At 72.1% G+C, this 16,453-nt stretch carries 13 protein-coding genes; 6 read left to right on the top strand and 7 right to left on the bottom strand.

The window, feature by feature from the left end; translation table 11 throughout:
• Positions 1–31: 31 nt before the first annotated feature.
• Positions 32–826 (top strand): metal-dependent hydrolase, encoded by a 795-nt coding sequence (locus tag LNW72_RS08645; RefSeq protein WP_250974873.1) that lies wholly within the window; start codon positions 32–34, stop codon positions 824–826.
• Positions 827–1,064: 238 nt separating this feature from the next.
• On the opposite strand, the gene LNW72_RS08640 is transcribed toward LNW72_RS08645, so the two are convergent.
• Both LNW72_RS08640 and LNW72_RS08635 read right to left on the bottom strand, forming a co-directional pair.
• The gene (locus tag LNW72_RS08640; protein WP_250974872.1) at positions 1,065–2,846 is read right to left on the bottom strand and encodes an ABC transporter ATP-binding protein; all 1,782 of its coding nucleotides are present in this window, start codon (positions 2,844–2,846) and stop codon (positions 1,065–1,067) included.
• Complete coding sequence (locus LNW72_RS08635; RefSeq protein ID WP_250974871.1) at positions 2,843–4,741, bottom strand: ABC transporter ATP-binding protein; 1,899 nt, start codon at positions 4,739–4,741, stop codon at positions 2,843–2,845. Before LNW72_RS08635 ends, LNW72_RS08640 begins: the two co-directional genes overlap by 4 nt.
• A 206-nt stretch (positions 4,742–4,947) precedes the next feature.
• Between LNW72_RS08635 and LNW72_RS08630 the strand changes: the two genes are divergently transcribed.
• The 3 genes from LNW72_RS08630 (at position 4,948) to mscL (ending at position 9,147) form a co-directional block, all read left to right on the top strand.
• Positions 4,948–6,624, top strand: coding sequence for a peptide-N4-asparagine amidase (locus tag LNW72_RS08630; protein WP_374117181.1), 1,677 nt, complete (start codon positions 4,948–4,950; stop codon positions 6,622–6,624).
• A gap of 199 nt (positions 6,625–6,823) precedes the next feature.
• The gene (locus LNW72_RS08625) at positions 6,824–8,626 is read left to right on the top strand and encodes a carbohydrate-binding module family 20 domain-containing protein (RefSeq protein ID WP_250974870.1); all 1,803 of its coding nucleotides are present in this window, start codon (positions 6,824–6,826) and stop codon (positions 8,624–8,626) included.
• 74 nt (positions 8,627–8,700) lie between these two features.
• A complete protein-coding gene (gene mscL / locus LNW72_RS08620) occupies positions 8,701–9,147 on the top strand; it encodes a large conductance mechanosensitive channel protein MscL (RefSeq protein ID WP_250974869.1) in 447 nt (148 codons plus the stop codon).
• A gap of 82 nt (positions 9,148–9,229) precedes the next feature.
• On the opposite strand, the gene LNW72_RS08615 is transcribed toward mscL, so the two are convergent.
• Entirely contained in the window at positions 9,230–9,730 is a 501-nt protein-coding gene (locus tag LNW72_RS08615; RefSeq protein ID WP_250974868.1) for a MarR family transcriptional regulator, read from the bottom strand.
• Positions 9,731–9,879: 149 nt separating this feature from the next.
• Here LNW72_RS08615 and LNW72_RS08610 point away from each other — a divergent pair, with 149 nt between their 5' ends.
• Together LNW72_RS08610 and LNW72_RS08605 are read left to right on the top strand one after the other, a co-directional pair.
• Positions 9,880–11,697 carry an ABC transporter ATP-binding protein gene (locus LNW72_RS08610; RefSeq protein ID WP_250974867.1) on the top strand — a complete coding sequence of 606 codons (1,818 nt, stop codon included), beginning with the start codon at positions 9,880–9,882 and terminating at the stop codon, positions 11,695–11,697.
• 91 nt (positions 11,698–11,788) lie between these two features.
• Positions 11,789–12,175 carry a hypothetical protein gene (locus LNW72_RS08605; protein WP_250974866.1) on the top strand — a complete coding sequence of 129 codons (387 nt, stop codon included), beginning with the start codon at positions 11,789–11,791 and terminating at the stop codon, positions 12,173–12,175.
• 35 nt (positions 12,176–12,210) lie between these two features.
• On the opposite strand, the gene LNW72_RS08600 is transcribed toward LNW72_RS08605, so the two are convergent.
• From LNW72_RS08600 to LNW72_RS08585, 4 genes are all read right to left on the bottom strand, one after another.
• A complete protein-coding gene (locus LNW72_RS08600; protein ID WP_250974865.1) occupies positions 12,211–12,894 on the bottom strand; it encodes an LUD domain-containing protein in 684 nt (227 codons plus the stop codon).
• Positions 12,891–14,366 (bottom strand): lactate utilization protein B, encoded by a 1,476-nt coding sequence (locus LNW72_RS08595; protein WP_250974864.1) that lies wholly within the window; start codon positions 14,364–14,366, stop codon positions 12,891–12,893. The genes LNW72_RS08600 and LNW72_RS08595 overlap by 4 nt, the downstream gene beginning before the upstream one ends.
• Complete coding sequence (locus LNW72_RS08590; protein WP_250974863.1) at positions 14,363–15,133, bottom strand: (Fe-S)-binding protein; 771 nt, start codon at positions 15,131–15,133, stop codon at positions 14,363–14,365. Before LNW72_RS08590 ends, LNW72_RS08595 begins: the two co-directional genes overlap by 4 nt.
• Positions 15,134–15,322: 189 nt before the next feature.
• Entirely contained in the window at positions 15,323–16,438 is a 1,116-nt protein-coding gene (locus tag LNW72_RS08585) for an NAD(P)-binding domain-containing protein (RefSeq protein ID WP_374117180.1), read from the bottom strand.
• Positions 16,439–16,453: the final 15 nt, after the last annotated feature.

The raw sequence follows: 16,453 nt of genomic DNA, 5'->3' as shown, positions 1-16,453 counted from the left end.
CGGGCGGGCCGAAAGGGGCGGGGCACCACACATGATGGGACCGGCACATTCACTTTCCGGAGCGGCGGCATGGCTGGGGGTGGGAGCGGGCGCGGCCGCGCTCGACCACCCCATGCCGTGGCCGACGCTTGTCGTCGGCGCCCTGATCTGCGCCGGCGCCGCTCTCGCTCCGGACCTGGACCACAAGGCGGCGACCATATCGCGCGCCTTCGGGCCCATCTCCAAAGCACTGTGCGAGATCATCGACAAGTTGTCGTACGCCACGTACAAGGCCACTCGTATGAAGGGCGACCCGCGCCGTACCGGCGGCCACCGCACCCTGACGCACACCTGGCTGTGGGCCGCCCTGCTCGGCGGCGGATGCTCGGCGGCGGCGCTCTTCGGCGGGCGCTGGGCGGTGCTCGGCATCCTCTTCGTCCATATGGTGCTGGCCGTCGAGGGTCTGCTGTGGCGCCAGGCCCGTGCCTCCAGCGATGTGCTGGTCTGGCTTCTCGGGGCGACCGCCGCCTGGATGCTGGCCGACGTGCTGGACGACCCGGGCAACGGCAAGGACTGGCTCTTCACCGAGCCCGGCCAGCACTATCTGTGGATCGGCATCCCGATCGTGCTGGGCTCGCTCGTGCACTGCATCGGCGACGCCCTGACCGTGTCCGGCTGCCCGATCCTGTGGCCCATCCCGATAGGCCGCAAGCGCTGGTACCCGATGGGGCCGCCGAAGTTCATGCGGTTCCGGGCCGGCAGCTGGGTCGAGATCAAGGTGCTCACCCCGGCCTTCTTCGTCCTGGGCGGCGTCGGGGCGCTGGGCGCCCTGGGCATCCTCGGCTGACGCCCCCGGTTCCGTGCCCGCCGCCGGACAGGCGGCGGGCACGGAACCCGGGAACGGGAGGCGCCGCGCTGCTCCTAGGGCCTGTCCGGTCGATCATGGGCGGCCCAGGCGTCGTCTGGTGCGGTGCCTCGCAAGGCGCCGGAGCGCCCGCATACCGGTTGTACTCGGGCGTTTCGGCAACGCCGCGAGGGGCCGTGCCAGGCGGCGAAGGGGCCGTTCGTGATCGGCCGGACAGGCCCTAGCCGTGCCAGGAGCGCCACAGGGCCGCGTACGCCCCGTCCGCCTCGACCAGCTGGTCATGGCTGCCCAGCTCGCTGATCCGGCCCTCCTCGACGACCGCGATGACATCCGCGTCGTGCGCGGTGTGCAGCCGGTGCGCGATGGCGATCACGGTGCGGCCCTCCAGCACCCGTGCCAGCGAACGCTCCAGATGCCGGGCGGCCCGCGGGTCGAGCAGCGAGGTCGCCTCGTCCAGCACGAGGGTGTGCGGATCGGCGAGCACCAGCCGGGCCAGGGCCACCTGCTGGGCCTGGGCCGGGGTGAGGGTGGAGCCGCCGGAGCCGACCTCGGTCTCCAGACCGTCGTCCAGCGCCCGTGCCCAGCCGTCGGCGTCCACCGAGACCAGCGCGTCCCACAGCTCGGGATCGTCGGCCCCGGACCGGGCCAGCCGCAGATTGTCCCGCAGCGAGCCGACGAAGACGTGGTGCTCCTGGTTGACCAGAGCCACATGCCGCCGTACCCGCTCGGCCGGCATCCGGGCCAGCTCGGCCCCGCCGAGCGTCACCTCGCCGGTCCGCGGCGCGTAGATCCCGGCGAGCAGCCGCCCGAGGGTGGACTTGCCGGCCCCGGAAGGCCCGACGAGCGCCAGCCGGGTGCCCGGCCGCAGCCGCAGCGACACCCCGTGCAGCACGTCGCTGCCCTCCCGGTAGCCGAAGCGCACCTCGTCGGCGTGCATGTCGCGGCCGTCCGGGACGACCCGCTCGTCCGACTGGTGCTCCTCGACCTCGCGGACCCCGACCAGCCGGGCCAGCGACACCTGGGCGACCTGCAGCTCGTCGTACCAGCGCAGGATCAGGTTGACGGGGTCGACGAGCATCTGGGCGTAGAGCGCCCCGGTGGTCAGTTCGCCGACCGACACCCAGCCGTGCAGCGCGAAGGTCCCGCCGATCATCAGCACCGACGCCAGGATCAGGGTGTGCGTCAGGTTGATCACCGGGAAGAGCACGCTGCGCAGCCACATCGTGTAGCGCTCCCAGCCGACCCAGATCCTGATCCGCTCGTCGGATTCCGTGATCCGGCGGGCACCCAGCCCGTGCGCCTCGATGGTCCGGCCGGCGTCGACCGACTCGGCGAGCGAGGCGGCGACGGCCGCGTACCCGGCGGCCTCGGAGCGGTAGCCGGCGGGTGCGCGCCGGAAGTACCAGCGGCAGCCGACCAGCAGCAGCGGCAGGGCGACCAGCACCGACAGCGCCAGCGGGGGAGAGGTGACGGCGAGCGCGCCGAGCAGCAGCGCGGCCCACACCACGGCGATGGCCAGCTGCGGCACGGCCTCGCGCATGGCGTTCGACAGCCGGTCGATGTCGGTGGTGATCCGGGAGAGCAGATCGCCGGTACCGGCACGCTCCAGGACACCGGGCGGCAGCCCGACCGACCGGACGAGGAAGTCCTCGCGCAGGTCGGCCAGCATCCGCTCGCCGAGGATCGCGCCGCGCAGCCGCACCAGCCGGACGAATCCGGCCTGGACGGCGAGCGCGGCGAGGAAGAGCCCGACCGTGAGCTCCAGATGCAGCTCCCGGCGCCCGGCCGACAGGTCCTCGACGAGCTGCCCCAGCAGGAACGGTCCGACCATGGAGGCCACCACGGCGACCGTGTTCACGGCGACGAGCAGGATGAAGGCACCGCGGTGGCGGCACGCCAGCTCGGTCACGTAGGTGCGTACGGTGGCCGGCGAACCGACCGGCAGCGTCGTCGTCTGCTGCGGCGCGTCCGGATCGTGCTCCGGCGGCTTCACGCCGATCATGCGGATTCCTCGATCCTGGTGTTCTCCGCGGCCCCGGACGGGACCACGGACGGGCCTTCAGCGCTGACGGCGGCCGGGACCGCGGCCGTGACGCCGCCGGTCACAACGGCGGCCACACCGGCCGGTTCCTCGGTCTCGCGGGTGACCACGGCGCGGTACTGCTGGTCGGCGCGCAGCAGCTCGTGGTGGGTCCCGGTGGCCGCCACCGAACCGTCGGCGATGAAGACCACCAGGTCGCAGCGGTCGAGCAGCAGCGGGCTCGAGGTGAACACCACCGTGGTGCGGTCCGCCCTGATCTCCTTGAGGCCGCGCGCGATCCGGGCCTCGGTGTGCGAGTCGACAGCCGACGTCGGCTCGTCCAGCACCAGCGCCTCCGGGTCCGCGACCAGCGATCTGGCCAGGGCCAGCCGCTGGCGCTGGCCGCCCGACAGGGAGCGTCCGCGCTCGGTGATCCGGGTCCGCATGGGATCACCGGAGTCGTCCACCGAGGCCTCGGCGAGCGCCTGCAGAACGTCCCCGCACTGGGCGGCCGTCAGGGCGTCGGTGGCGGAAACGTTGCCGGAGGACGGTACGTCGAGCAGCTCGTGCAGGGTGCCGGAGAGCAGCACCGGGTCCTTGTCCTGCACCAGGACGGCGGCGCGCGCCGCCGCCAGCGGCAGCTCGTCCAGCGCCGTGCCGCCCAGCAGGACCGAGGACTGGCCGGCCACCCGGTCCGGGCTGTGCCCGCCGAGCCGGTCGGCCAGCCGCCCGGCCGCGTCCGGGTCCCCGCACACGACCGCCGTCAGCCGCCCGGCCGGAGCGAGCAGACCGGTCTCCGGGTCGTACAGATCACCGGAAGGAGACACACCGGGCGAAGGCGAAGGAGCTGAAGTAAGTGACGGAGCCGCATCAGGCTCCACGCCCCGCACCAGTGCCAGTACCCGCGCCGCGCGCTTCGCCGACGGCCGGGAGAAGGACCACGCCATCGCGATCTCCTCGAAGTGCCGCAGCGGGAACATCAGGAAGGCGACGGTCCCGTACACGGTCACCAGCTCGCCGACCGAGATCCGGCCGTCCAGCGCGAGGACCGCCCCGTACCAGGCCACCCCCACCAGCAGCAGTCCCGGCAGGACCACCTGGACGGCGCTGATCAGCGCCCACATCCGGGCACTGTGCACGGCGGCCGTACGGACCTCCTGCGAGGCCTTCCGGTACCGGTCGAGGAACAGCTCCTCGCCGCCGATACCGCGCAGCACCCGAAGACCCGCGACGGTGTCGGAGGCCAGCTCGGTGGCCTTGCCGGCCTTCTCCCGCTGGACGTCGGCGCGCTTGGTCGCCGCCGGCAGCAGCGGCAGCACGGCGAGGGCCAGGACGGGGATGGCGGCGGCCACCATGAGGCCGAGTTCCGGCTGGTAGAAGGCGAGGGCCACCGCGATGCCGATGGTGGCGAGGAAGGCGGAGGTGAAGCGGGCGAACGCCTCCACGAACCAGCCGATCTTCTCGACGTCGCCCGCGCCGACGGTGACGATCTCGCCGGCCGCGACCTGCCGGGTGAGCACCGAGCCCAGTTCGACGGTCTTGCGGCTCAGCAGCTGCTGGACTCGGGCGGCGGCGGTGATCCAGTTGGTCACCGCGGTGCGGTGCAGCATGGTGTCGCCGAGCGCGCTGAGTCCGCCGAGCGCCAGCATCAGCCCACCGGACAGCGCCAGCCGCCGGCCGGAATGGTCGACGACCGCCTGCACGGCCAGGCCGACGGCGGCCGGGAACAGCGCGATGGAGCCCATCAGCAGAGTGCCCCACGCGGCGGCCGTGAGCTGCCCGCGCAGCTGGCGTTTCTCCAGCCAGAGCAGGAAACGGAACCCCGATCTGACGTCGGGGACACCGGGGTCCTGGAAGGGGAGTTGGCGAAGCGACATGACGTCCCGAGATGCTCTGGAGTGGGGTGCGAAGACGTGCAAGGTTCGCGTCACCACACGTACCGGGTCAACCGATTTACGGCCGCCGCGCCCGGAATGGGCCGGTATCGAGCCAAGGTCGCCGGCGGGACCGGCGCGCCCTCGAGGCGGTCTGTCGCCGGGCGCGCGACCGGGCCAAGCTGTGCGCTGTACTTCGTGGTCATCGCATGACGAGGAGGCACCACCGCGTGGGAAGACGGATACTCGCGGCGCTCGCCGCGGCAGTGGGGTTCGCGCTTTTCGCGGGCCCGGCGGCCGCGGCCACCACCGCGCCCCCGGCAGAGTTCGGCACCGACTGGCACGACCCCCTGACGGCCGCCCCGCCCATCGCGACCCCCGGCGGCCCGTCCTGCACCACCCAGATCGTGGTGGCGCAGTTCAGGGACTTCACGCCGTACACGAGCACGTACACCCCGCCGCGCGGCTGCGGTGACCGCTGGAGCAAGGTCGTGCTGCGGCTGGACGGCAAGGTCGCCGGGCGGCAGTACGACCGGCTGGGCCATCTGCGGATCGGCGGGGTGGAGGTGCTGGACACCTCGACCCCCGAACCGTCGCCCGAGGGCATCGCCTGGAAGGTCGAGAAGGACGTCACGCGGTACGCGGCCGTGCTGCGCGGCCCGCAGCCGGTCGAGATGCTCATCGGCAACGTCGTCGACGACACGTACACCGGCGTGATCGACGTCAAGGTCTCGCTGACGTTCTACCCGGCCCGCGGAGCGGGCGGCGGGGACCCGGCGGGAGGCGCGCCCGACCAGGTGCTGACTCTGGCCGGTTCGCACAGTGAGGGCACGGCGCTCGTCGGCGACCTCACCACGCCGCGCAACAGCGAGCGCATCGTCGCCGAGGTGTACGCCACCGGATCGGGTGGCGGCTGCGAGGAGTTCTGGTATCTGGCGGTGCCCGCCGACGTGCCGTACTCCTGCCAGGCCGGTGGCCCCTACCGGGAGGTGCAGCTGCGGGTGGACGGTCAGCTGGCGGGCATCGCCGCGCCGTTCCCGACCGTGTGGACCGGCGGCTGGTCGAACCCCTTCCTCTGGTACGTGATCCCGGGCCCGCGCGCCTTCGACGTCAAGCCCGTCGAGTACGACCTGACGCCGTACGCGGGCCTGCTCAACGACGGGAAGGCGCACCGCGTCGAGGTCTCGGTGCTGGGCGTGCCCGCGGGCCAGAGCGGCTGGAGCGTGCCGACGAACGTGCTGGTCTGGCAGGACGAGCACCGCGCTCATGTGCCGGGCGCGCTGACCGCGCACCAGGAGGGCATCCCGGCTACCTCGACGTCCTACGTGCCCGGGGACGAACGCGCCCTGGACGCGACCGGCAGCCACAGCCTGACGGTCTCCGGCTATGTCGACACGTCGCACGGCCGCGTCGCCACCACCGTCCGCCGCGCGCTGTCCGCCACCTCCACCCACCGGTGGAACGCCGACGAGAGCACCGACGCGCTCACCGCGCGGTGGACCGACGACGCGACGGTGACCACGGCCGGCCGCGGCCCGGCCGCCAGCACCGCGGTGCGCCGTGCGTACACGATGGACGGCCGTACGTCGGTCGGCGCGGCCGACCGGCTGCGTACGGTGATGCTGCTCGGCGACCGCGCCGACACCGTCGTGACACGCGGGGGCCGGACCGTAGGCCGGTCGCTGCTGGACGACGTCTACCAGGGCGACGCGTCGTTCACCCTCAATGTGCCGCGCGAGCAGCGGCACGCCACCGGCACCTCGTCCGAGCACTACCGGATACTCGGCTCCGACGGTCCCGGTGCTCCCGAAGGTCCCGGCGGTTGCTACGACCGCCGGATCGCGACCGCGCAGGGCGCGCTGACGGAGGACCGCACGCTGCGCTGAACCGGCGTCCGCGGGCATCTGGAAGAGGTTTCAGCAAGTAGTTGAAAATGTTTCCACCGGTCTCTTGACGTGCTCACAGCCACGGCGGGAAGCTCTCGGCGGAACCCCGTGGGACGCGGGGTTCCGCACCCCCACCCGGCGGCTTGGCGCGGGCTGCCTTCGAGGGCACAGCTGTGTCCGCACTCCGGAGGAGCCGCTCATGCGATCCCGCACATCCCGGGTACCCCGAACACCCCTGCCATCCCCTTCATCCCTGGTATCCCCGTCATCCCCGCGTCCCCGGAACTCCCGCAGATCCCGGGCCCTGCGCGGCGCGCTCGCCGCGCTGCTCGCCGCGACCGGCCTCACCGTCGCCGCCCAGCAGCCGGCGCAGGCGACCCCGCCGGGCGGCAAGGACGTCACCGCCACCCTCTTCGAGTGGCGCTTCGACTCCGTCGCCAAGGCGTGCACCGACACCCTCGGTCCGGCCGGCTACGGCTTCGTGGAGGTCTCTCCGGCCCAGGAGCAGATCCAGGGCGCCCAGTGGTGGACCTCGTACCAGCCGGTCAGCTACAAGATCGCCGGACGGCTCGGTGACAGCAGCGCGTTCCAGCACATGGTGGCGACCTGCCACGCCGCGGGCGTCAAGGTCATCGCCGACGCGGTGATCAACCACATGGCGGCCGGCTCCGGCACCGGGACCGGCGGCACGAACTACTCGAAGTACAACTACCCCGGCTACTACCAGGACCAGGACTTCCACACCTGCCGCGGCAACATCACCAACTACGCCGACCGGAACAACGTCCAGAACTGCGAGCTCGTCGGGCTCGCGGATCTCAACACCGGCAGCGACTACGTCCGTTCGACGATCGCCGGCTATCTCAACAACCTGATCTCGCTGGGCGCCGACGGCTTCCGGATCGACGCGGCCAAGCACATCGCCGCCGGCGACCTCGCCGCCATCAAGTCCAAGCTCAGCAACCCGGGCGTCTACTGGGCGCAGGAGGTCATCTACGGGGCCGGCGAGGCGGTGCAGCCGGGCGAGTACACCGGCACCGGGGACGTGGACGAGTTCCGCGCCGCCACCGACCTCAAGCGGATCTTCACCAGCGAGAAGCTGTCGTCCCTGAGCAACTGGGGCGTCTCCTGGGGCTATCTGCCCAGCGCCAACGCACGGACCTTCACCGACAACTGGGACACCGAGCGCAACGGCTCGACCCTCAACTACAAGGCGGGCGCCACCTACACCCTCGCCAACGTCTACCTGCTGGCCTGGCCCTACGGCTCGCCGAACGTCTACTCCGGCTACGAGTTCTCGGACAACGACGCCGGCCCGCCCAACGGCGGCACTGTCAACGCCTGCTACGCCGACGGATGGAAGTGCCAGCACGCCTGGCCGCAGATCGCCGGCATGGTCGGCTTCCGCAACGCCGTCTCCGGCACCGCGGTGACCAACTGGTGGTCCAACGGGAACAACGCCATCGCGTTCGGCCGCGGCAGCAAGGGCTTCGTCGCGATCAACCATGAGAGTGGCGCGCTCACCCAGAGCTACGCCACGTCACTGCCGGCGGGCAGCTACTGCGACGTCCAGCACTCCGGGACCAGCTACACCGTCGGCCCCGACGGCCGGTTCACGGCCACCATCGGCTCCAACGACGCCGTGGCGCTCTACACGGGGGCGACCTGCGCCGGCGGCGGCACGGGCGGTGGGGGGACCACCGACCCGGCCTCCGGCGCGTCCTTCGCGGTGAACGCCACGACCACGCCCGGCCAGAACATCTACGTCACCGGCAACAACGCCACCCTCGGGAACTGGGACACCGGCAAGGCCCTGCTGCTCTCGTCCGCCGCGTACCCGGTGTGGAAGCTCGACGTCGCGATGGGCGCCGGCACGTCCTTCGAGTACAAGTACCTACGCAAGGACGCCGCCGGGAACGCGACCTGGGAGACCGGCGCCAACCGGACCGCCACGGTGCCCGCGAGCGGAAAGGTGTCACTCGGCGACAACTGGCGCGGGTGATGGTGGGCGGGCGGCCAGGATCAGGGGAGACTGGCACATTCCAGTTTCGTGATCACAGAGGGGATTCCTGAGTTATGAAGGGCTTTCGTACGTTCCTGCTACGCGGCAACGTCGTCGAACTCGCGGTCGGCATCGTGGTCGGTGCGGCCTTCACCGCGCTGGTCAGCGGCTTCGTGAAGGCGTTCCTGACCCCGATCGTCGGGCTCATGTCGGGAGCTTCCGGCGACTACTCCCGCAAGGCGTTCACCGTCTCCGGAGTGACCTTCCCGTACGGCGCCTTCATCGACGCGACGATCAGCTTCGTGATCGTCGCCTCGGTGATCTACTTCCTGGTCATCCTGCCGATGAACCGGATGCAGGAGCGGTTCTTCCCGAAGGCCGCCGCGGCTCCGATGCGTGAGTGCCCGGAGTGCCTGACCCCGATACCCCAGGCCGCCCGCCGGTGCAGCGCCTGCACCGCGGAGGTCCAGCAGACGCCCTCCGAGAACGGCGCCGGCCACCGCATGCCCTCCCAGCGCTAACGGTCGCCGGCGGTTCGCGGTCCCTCCCGGCGGAGGGAACGCCGCCGGGTGAGTTCCACCACGACGCCCCCTCGGGCGCGCTTCAGCAGCGCTGCCGAGGGGGCGCCGCCGCGTCCAGGGTGGCGAGCAGCGCGGTCAGCGCCTCGCGCTGGGTGTCGTCCAGCGGGGCGAGGAGGTCCTCGGCGGCGGCCCGGCGGGCCAGCCGCAGCCGGTGCAGCGTAGCGCCGCCGGCCTCGGTCAGCTCGATGCGGATCACCCGGCGGCTGGCGGGGTCGGGAATCCTGCGCACCAGCTCGTGCGCCTCCAGCGCGTCCACCAGCGTCGTCACCGCACGCGGCACGACGTCCAGCCGCCGGGCCAGGTCGGCCATCCGCGGCGGTGCCTCACTGTGCGCGACGGTCCGCAGCAGCCGGGACTGGGCCGGGGTGATGCCGAGCGGCTCCAGGTGCCGGCGCTGGGCCCGGTGGAGCCGCTTGGTCAGTTGGAGCAGCTGGTCGGCGAGCCGGCCGGTGGTCTCGGCGGCGGCTGACTCCGCCGCCGTCTCGACGGCGGGTTCTGGCGCGGTGGTGGTGCGGGGATCCATGGCCCAAGGATATCAGGATGTAAGTCATTGTGAACATAGGTAACAATGACTTACACTCCTAAAGTCGCCCCGGCTGTCCTGTGCGGCCACGGTTCCGACACCGCCGGCCGTACCGGCAGCCGACCTCCAGCAACCTCCCGAGGAGCCCTTTGCACCCCGACAAAACACGGTGGACGCCACCGCCCAAGGACCCCGACACACCCACCGACGTACGCCGCATCGTGCGGCTCTTCCGTCCCTACCGCGGCAAGCTCGCCTTCGTGGGCGTGCTGGTCGCCCTCTCCTCCCTCGTCTCGGTCGCCTCGCCCTTCCTGCTGAAGGCGATCCTGGACACCGCGATCCCGCAGGGCCGCACCGGGCTGCTCAGCCTGCTCGCCCTCGGCATGATCGCCACCGCCGTCGTCACCAGCGTCTTCGGCGTGCTGCAGACCCTGATCTCGACCACCGTCGGCCAGCGCGTCATGCACGATCTGCGCACCTCGGTCTACGAGCAGCTGCAGCGCATGTCGCTCGCCTTCTTCACCAGGACCCGCACCGGCGAGGTGCAGTCCCGTATCGCCAACGACATCGGCGGCATGCAGGCGACCGTGACGTCCACCGCGACCTCGCTGGTCTCCAACCTCACCGCCGTCATCGCCTCCGTGGTCGCGATGCTCGCCCTGGACTGGCGGCTGACGATCGTCTCGCTGCTGCTGCTCCCGGTCTTCGTGTGGATCAGCCGCCGGGTCGGCCGTGAGCGCAAGAAGATCACCACCCAGCGGCAGAAGCAGATGGCCTCCATGTCGGCCATCGTCACCGAGTCGCTCTCCGTCAGCGGCATCCTGCTCGGCCGCACGATGGGCCGCTCCGACTCACTGACCCGCTCCTTCTCCGACGAGTCCGAGCAGCTGGTCGACCTCGAAGTGCGCTCCAACATGGCCGGACGGTGGCGGATGTCCACCATCGGCATCGTCATGGCCGCCATGCCCGCGCTGCTGTACTGGGCCGCCGGCCTGACCATGAGCAACGGCGGGCCCGCCATCTCCATCGGTACCCTCGTCGCCTTCGTCTCGCTCCAGCAGGGCCTGTTCCGCCCGACCGTGAGCCTGCTGTCGACCGGTGTCCAGGTGCAGACCTCGCTGGCGCTCTTCCAGCGCATCTTCGAATACCTCGACCTGCCCGTCGACATCACCGAGCGCGCCGACCCGGTCCGGATGGACCGCGCCCGCGGCGACGTCCGCTTCGAGAACGTCGACTTCTCGTACGACCCCTCCGGCGCCCCCCGCACGCTGCACGGCATCGACCTCGCCGTACCGGCCGGCGGCAGCCTGGCCATCGTCGGTTCGACGGGTTCCGGCAAGAGCACGCTCAGCTATCTGGTGCCCCGGCTCTACGACGTGACGGGCGGCCGGGTGACGATCGACGGTGTCGACGTCCGCGACCTCGCCTTCGACACGCTCGCCGAATCGGTCGGCGTCGTCGCCCAGGAGACCTACCTCTTCCACGCCTCGGTCGCCGAGAACCTGCGCTTCGCCAAGCCCGACGCGACCGACGAGGACATCGTCGCCGCCGCGAAGGCCGCCCAGATCCACGACCACATCGCCGGTCTCCCCGACGGCTACGACACTCTCGTCGGCGAACGCGGCTACCGCTTCTCCGGCGGCGAGAAGCAGCGGCTGGCCATCGCGCGCACGATCCTGCGCGACCCGCCGGTCCTCATCCTGGACGAGGCCACCAGCGCGCTCGACACCCGCACAGAACAGGCCGTCCAGGAAGCCATCGACGCGCTGTCCGCCGGCCGCACCACCATCACCATCGCCCACCGGCTCTCCACCGTCCGCGACGCCGACGAGATCGTGGTCCTCGACGCGGGCCGGATCGCCGAACGCGGCACCCACGACGAGCTGCTGGCACGCGACGGCCGCTACGCGGCACTGGTCCGCCGCGACGAGCGGCTCTCCACCGCCGAGTTCGCCAAGACCGCGTGACCGTACGGGGCTTCCGCCGGAACTTACTCACGGGTAAGGTGGCGGCGACCCGCCCGGCGGGGATGTGTCGCCCCTTCACCGGAGGTACCCGTTGGCCGCCCATGAGCGCTCCGCACGACTCCTCGTCGGGCTGCTCGCCGGCGGGGCCGCGGCCCATTTCCTGATCCCCAAGGCGTTCGACGCGACCATCCCGCGCGCACTGCCGGGCACACCGCGCAGCTGGACCTACGGCAGCGCGGTCGTGGAACTCGCGGTGGCCGGCGCCGTCGCCGTTCCCGCCACCCGCCGGGTCGGCGGTCTGCTCGCCGCGGGACTGCTCACCGCCGTCTTCCCGGCCAACGTGAAGATGGCCTACGACTGGCGCGACCGCCCCGCGCCGCTCAGGAACGCTGCCCTGGCGCGACTGCCGGTCCAGGTCCCGCTGGTGCTGTGGGCGCTGCGGGTCAGCCGCCAGGCGGCCCCGCACCGCCAGGGCTGACCGCGCCGACCGCCCGGATCAACCGGGCGGCGCGCTCATTCGTCCACCAGGATCACTTCCAGCGTGCGCGGGCCGTGCACGCCCTCCACCCGGTCGAGCTCGATGTCGCTGGTGGCCGAGGGGCCGGAGATCCAGGTCAGCGGACGGGCCGGATCAAGGCGTTCCATCGCTTCGGGGATCGAGTCGACGACCTGGGCAGGGGCCAGGACCACACAGATGTGATGGTCCGGTACGAGCGTGATGCGGCGCCGGCCCTGGCCCGCGGAACCGTCCAGCACGATGGTGCCGGTCTCCGCGACGGCCACGGCGCAGCCCGTCACCACGCTGTCCACCGCGTCGAGCTCACGCGCCGTCAGGGCGAGGGTGTCCGCGACGAGTTCCACTCCGGAGACGGCGGAGAGCCAGCCGTCGGGCAGACCGTCGGGGACGACGGCGGAGCGGGCGCCGCGCTCGGCGAGCAGCGTGGCGATCAGCGCCGGGAGCCCGCCGGACGGGCACCGGTGGACCAGCGCGCGGTAGTCCGCGAGATGGACGGCCAGCAGGTCGGCGGTCTGCTCCGGGGTCCGGGTCCCGTGCACCCGCAGATAGTCCCGGTCCAGCGGGACGCTGCCGGGGAGCTCGTCGCGCGGCACATCGGCCAGCGCACGCCGGATCCGTCCGAGGATCAGCTCCCGGCTGCTCGCGCCGCTCGGCGGACTCACGGGGTCGAGGTGGCTCATGTGCTCTTTCCTTCTCCCCGGGTGCGCTGCCACCAGTCACGGAACGATTCGGCGGGCACGGCCGGCAGCTCGCGGGTGGCGGACCAGGCTCGCCCGGGCCCTGGCAGCCGCGCTGGGTGCAGCCGCCGCGTGCGGGCGGCCAGCCGCTGGCCGGCGCGGAGGGCGGCGGGATGGTCGAGCGTCCAGCGGGCGGCGCGCATGGCGGCCCGCTCGGCGGCGTGCCCCCTGGCCGGCTTGATGACGGCCCGGGTGCCGCGCAGCGTCACCGCTCCGCCCTCGACCACCCGTTCCCGCAGGTGGACCAGGACTTCGGGGATGTCGATCGCGACCGGGCAGACCTCGTAGCAGGCGCCGCACAGCGTCGACGCGTACGGCAGCGAGGCGTCCAGCGCCGAGGCGGTGCCGCGCAGTTGAGGGGTGAGGATGGCGCCGATGGGTCCGGGGTAGGCCGAGCCGTACGCATGGCCGCCGGCCCGCTCGTAGACCGGGCAGACGTTCAGACACGCGGAGCAGCGGATGCAGCGCAGCGCCTGGCGGCCGACGGTGTCCGCGAGGGTGTCGGTGCGGCCGTTGTCGAGCAGCACCAGGTGGAACGTCTGCGGCCCGTCGCCCTCGGTGGTGCCGGTCCAGGTCGAGGTGTACGGGTTCATCCGCTCGGCGGTCGAGGAGCGGGGCAGCGTCTGGAGGTAGATCTCCAGGTCCTGCCAGGTGGGGATGGTCTTCTCGATGCCGACGACCGAGATGAGGGTCTCGGGCAGGGTCAGGCACATCCGGCCGTTCCCCTCGGACTCCAGGACGACGAGGGTGCCGGTCTCGGCCACCATGAAGTTGGCGCCCGAGATGGCGACCTTGGCCCGCAGGAACTTCTCCCGCAGGTGCAGCCGGGCCGCGTCGGCGAGGTCGGCGGGCTCGTCGGACAGCCCGGCGGGCGCCGCCCGGCCCCAGTCGCCCATCCGCTCGGTGAAGATGTCGCGGATCTCGGACCGGTTCTTGTGGATCGCGGGGACCAGGATGTGCGACGGGAGATCGTCGCCGAGCTGCACGATCAGTTCGGCGAGGTCCGTCTCGTAGGCGTGGATGCCGGCCTCGGCGAGCGCCTCGTTGAGCCCGATCTCCTGGGTGGCCATCGACTTGACCTTGACGACCTCCGTCTCGCCGGTGGCGCGGACGAGGTCGGTCACGATCCGGTTGGCCTCCGCGGCGTCGGCCGCCCAGTGGACCACGCCGCCCGCGGCCGTGACCGCCGTCTCCAACTGCTCCAGATAGTGGTCGAGATGGCGCAGCGTGCGGTCCTTGACGGCGGCGCCGGCGGCCCGCAGCTGTGGCCAGTCCTCCAGTTCGGCCACCGCCACGGCGCGTTTGGCGCGGATGGTGTGCGTCGCATGCCGCAGATTGCCGCGCAGCTGGGTGTCCTGGGTGGACTTCGCGGCGGCCTCCGGGAAGGCCGGCATCCCCAGATACGTGCCGCTCATCGGACCTCTTCCATCGGGTAGGGGTGCTCCTCCGTCGCGGCGAGGATCTCGGCGATGTGCACCGGCCGGACCGGCGAGCCCTCCCGGGCCAGCGTGCCGCCGATGTGCATCAGACAGGAGTTGTCGACGGTGCAGACGGCGGCCGCCCCGGTCCCGGCGATGTGCCGGGTCTTGTCCGCGCCCATCGCGCCGGACACCGCCGCGTTCTTGACGGCGAAGGTGCCGCCGAAGCCGCAGCACTCCTCCGCGCCCTCCAGCTCCCGCAGCCGCAGACCTCCGACCTTCTCCAGCAGTGCGAGCGGGCGCCGCCCGAGCCCCAGCACCCGCAGCCCGTGGCAGGTGGGGTGGTAGGTGACCGTGTGCGGGAAGTACGCCCCGACGTCGGTCACCTTCAACACGTCCACCAGGAACTCCGTGAGTTCGTACGTCCTGGGCACCACGGACGCGGCCGCTTCCGCGAGGTTGTCGCCGCGCCCCTCGGCGGCGGCCTTCGCCCCGATCCGCGGATAGTTCTCGCGCACCATCGCCACACAGGACCCCGACGGGGTCACGATGTAGTCGTATCCCTCGAAGGCGGCCGCGTACCGGTGCACCAGCGGCTCGGTCTCATGCCGGTAGCCGGTGTTGAACTGGGGCTGTCCGCAGCAGGTCTGCGCCGGCGGAAAGTCGACGTCCACGCCCAGCCGTTCGAGCAGCGCCACGGTGGCCCGCCCGGTGTCCGGGTAGAGCATGTCGTTCACACAGGTGACGAAGAGGGCTACGCGCATGGGCTCATACTGCCGTAGCGCAGGAGCCGTGGGAAGCAGACATCGGATGTTTTCTGGTGTGCCGTGCTCCGGCGACCTCGTAGCGCCCAGGGGGCAGCCGTAGTGAGGGCGCCGGGGAAGGCGGGGAGCTCCCGCCGCGAGCGCGAGTTGACCATGGGCGGAAGGTTAGCGCTCCCCGCGGCCGGCCGTTCAGCGCGCGAGGGCGGGGGACCGTACGGCGGCGGGCTCCTCCGGTCCGCGGGCGAGGAGTTCGCGGATCTCGCGGACCGCGGTGCGCCCCGCCCGGTTGGCGCCGATGGTGCTGGCGGAGGGCCCGTAGCCGATGAGGTGGATGCGGGGGTCCTTGGCGACGCGGGTGCTGCCGTCCAGCCGGATGCCACCGCCGGGCTCGCGCAGCCGCAGCGGCGCGAGGTGGTCGAGGGCGGCGCGGAAGCCGGTGGCCCACAGGATGACATCGGCGGCCAGCTCGCGGCCGTCGTTCCAGGCCACGCCGTGTTCGGTGACGCGGTCGAACGCCGGCAGCGGGTCGAGGATCCCGCGCGCCTGCGCGGCGCGGACCGCCTCGGTCGCCGCCAGGCCGGTCACGCTGACCACGCTCTGCGGCGGCAGCCCCGCCCTGACCCGCTCCTCGACGAGGGCGATCGCGGCGCGGCCCCAGTCCTCGTCGAACGGCTGCTCACGGAAGAGCGGCGGACGGCGGGTGACCCAGGTGGTCTCGGCGACCTCGGCGAGTTCCATCAGCAGCTGCACGGCGGAGGTCCCGCCGCCGACCACGATCACCCGGCGGCCGGCGAACTCCGCCGCACCCCGGTAGCCGGCGGTGTGCAGCTGACGGCCGAGGAAGGTCTCCTGGCCGGGGTAGTGCGGGATGAACGGGCGGTCCCAGGTGCCGGAGGCGTTGATCAGCGCGCGGACGGACCACGCGCCGGCGTCCGTCTCGACGAGCAGCCGTCCGCCGCCCGCTTCGCGGACCGCCGACACGTTCACCGGGCGGTGGACGCGCAGGTCGAAGGTGCGCTCGTAGCGGTCGAAGTACTCGGAGATCACCTCGGCGGAGGGCCGGGCCGGGTCGGCGCCCTCCAGTGGAAGCCCTGGCAGGTCGTGGACGCCGTGGGCCTTGGCGTAGGTGAGCGAGGGCCAGCGGAACTGCCACGCGCCGCCGGGGCCGGGGGAGTGGTCCAGGACGGCGAAGCCCTCGTCGGGACGGAGTCCGGCGCGGCCGAGGAAGTACGCGCCCGACAGGCCCGCCTGTCCGGCCCCGATGACGGCGACGTCGACCTCGTGCACTCCGCTCAAGTCGTTCACGGTTCTACCAACCCC

The organism is Streptomyces sp. RKAG293, assembly GCF_023701745.1.
Classification (GTDB): domain Bacteria; phylum Actinomycetota; class Actinomycetes; order Streptomycetales; family Streptomycetaceae; genus Actinacidiphila.
The sequence above is the reverse complement of the archived record's forward strand: the minus strand, read 5'-3'. Positions and strand labels throughout refer to the sequence as shown.